Here is a 2105-nt window from a genome sequence, read left to right on the forward strand (position 1 = left end):
CCGCGCGGCGGCGGCATTGCCGAGCGGGAGGGACTGATGGACCGGCTGACGGTGATCGAGGGCACGCTCGGCAAGGCTTTCGGGGTGATGGGCGGCTATATCGCCGCGTCGACGGCGCTGTGCGATTTCATCCGCTCCTTCGCCTCCGGTTTCATCTTCACCACGGCGCTGCCGCCGGCGCTCGCCGCCGGCGCCGTCGCCTCCATCCAGCATCTGAAGGTCAGCCAGTTCGAGCGCGCCCGCCATCAGGATCGCGTGCGCAAACTCCGCTCGCTGCTCGACCAGAACGGCATTCCGCATATGCACAATCCCAGCCATATCGTGCCGGTGCTCGTCGGCGATGCCGCCAAGTGCAAGTGGATCTCCGACCTGCTGCTCGACAATTGCGGCGTCTACGTCCAGCCGATCAACTATCCCACCGTGCCGAAGAAGACCGAGCGGCTGCGCATCACCCCGACGCCGCTGCATTCCGACGCCGATATCGCCCATCTCGTCGATGCCCTGCATTCGCTCTGGTCGCGTTGCGCGCTGGCGCGGATGGTAGCCTGAGCACGGGGGAAAGATGCACGATATTCGCCGCGATCAAAGAGATAAATCGCCGCTCGCGGGACAAAGCGTGAAGCAAGCATCGAGGAGACAACGGCGTTTCCCCCCGCAGACCCTGCGCAAGGAAATCGCCATTGTCCCGCAGGAGGTGACGATGTTTGCCGCTTCCGTTTACGACAACATTGCCTTGGGAAGGCCGGCGCTATCCAGCGAGGCCTGGAGGAATTGATGGCGGCGCGGACCATGATCGTGATCGCGCACAGGCTCGCCACCGTGCTCAAGGCGGAGAGGATTCTGGCGATGGACGCAGGATCGTGGAAGAGGGGACGCACGCCTCGCTCATGCGCCAAGGCGGCCTTTACACGCGCCTGGCGGAGCTGCAGTCCGAGATTCCGGCCGGTCTTGAACCGGAACAGGACGCTTGATTGGCGATTGTCCGACGTCCGCGCAGCAGGACTTTGATCTTCCGGTGCTATTCTTCCAGGAGGAGAGCCGTCGCGAGATAACCCACGCTGACGGTGCTCGCAAAGAGGTAGATGAAAAGGCCCTGTGCCAGATAATTCTCAAGCGTACCTGCTGCTGCAAACCCGTTCTGCCAAACGAAGAACCCCACGGCGCATCCTATTGCAAAGCCCGTGGCCAATCGAGTGAGCATGAACCTGATCATGCAAGGCATGGCGCCTACCTCTGACCTGACCGCAATAAACGTCGGGGCGCCCGGAATGTTCCGTCGCCAAAATGATCTCTGTCAACGACCGGCGGGCGCGACCATGCAAGAAGCGGAGGAAACCGGAGACCGTATCAGTGCATCTTCTGCCTTTCGCATCAGGCGTTTTCACGCTTCTCATCTTGCCCGGGCCGACCAACGCCATTTTGGCAATGGCATCTCAGGGGCTGACTGTCGGGCGCGCGATCGCGCTACTCGCCACCGTCCTGCTGGCATATCTTGCGATCGTCCTTCCGGCATCCGGTCTGGCCGGCTCTTTTCTCAGCGATCACCCCCTGGTTTCGCAAGGCGTCAAACTCATCTCGGCGACCTGGGTGCTGTACCTGGCGCTGCGGCTCTGGGGCATGGGATCGAGCCAGGTCGAGGCCGTGAGCGTAAGGCAGCTGGCCGTGACGACGCTGTTAAATCCCAAAGCGCTGATCATCGGACTGACGATGCTCCCTCCCGCAGCGGAGCTGCCTACTGCAGGATCCATTACCATTCTCGCATCCGTGGTCCTCGCGGTCTCCTCGATCTGGCTGTCGATCGGCAGGGTCATCCTTGGACGTGATAAACGGATACCGTCGTTTGCCCGGCGATGCGGATCCGCAACCCTCGTCGCATTCTCCGCCGTCTTGACGTTCAGCGCTCTTGATGGATGAAAGCCGCTCCTGTTTCTGCTGCGCGCGGCGAGCGGCCGCCTTCGCAAGCCCTTGGTGCGGCTGGCAAACACTGGTGTTCCATAATGTTGATTACGCCAGATTCGCCTTGTAGCCGGTACATTCTATTTCCAAGTGCGACATGCCAATGATTTCAATGGCTTCACTTTGGAGATTTTGGCATGTCCCGATGC

General features: G+C 61.2%; 3 protein-coding genes and 1 pseudogene. 3 read left to right on the forward strand and 1 reads right to left on the reverse strand.

The features are described from left to right. A partial coding sequence (locus tag CO660_RS32270; RefSeq protein ID WP_141504978.1) for an aminotransferase class I/II-fold pyridoxal phosphate-dependent enzyme occupies nt 1–549 on the forward strand: 549 nt, incomplete at its 5' end. Between the two features lie 112 nt (nt 550–661). Beyond that, nucleotides 662–971, forward strand: a pseudogene (locus CO660_RS32275) (hypothetical protein); the annotation flags it as partial. 47 nt (nt 972–1018) lie between these two features. Here CO660_RS32275 and CO660_RS32280 read toward each other — a convergent pair. Then, on the reverse strand, nt 1019–1222 hold the full coding sequence (locus CO660_RS32280) for a hypothetical protein (protein WP_097601877.1): 204 nt from the start codon (nt 1220–1222) through the stop codon (nt 1019–1021). Nucleotides 1223–1350: 128 nt separating this feature from the next. Here CO660_RS32280 and CO660_RS32285 point away from each other — a divergent pair, with 128 nt between their 5' ends. Further along, nucleotides 1351–1914 (forward strand): threonine transporter RhtB, encoded by a 564-nt coding sequence (locus CO660_RS32285; RefSeq protein ID WP_097601879.1) that lies wholly within the window; start codon nt 1351–1353, stop codon nt 1912–1914. The last annotated feature ends 191 nt before the right edge of the window (nt 1915–2105 follow it).

The sequence above is a fragment of the Rhizobium sp. L9 genome (genome assembly GCF_002531885.1).
GTDB lineage: Bacteria > Pseudomonadota > Alphaproteobacteria > Rhizobiales > Rhizobiaceae > Rhizobium.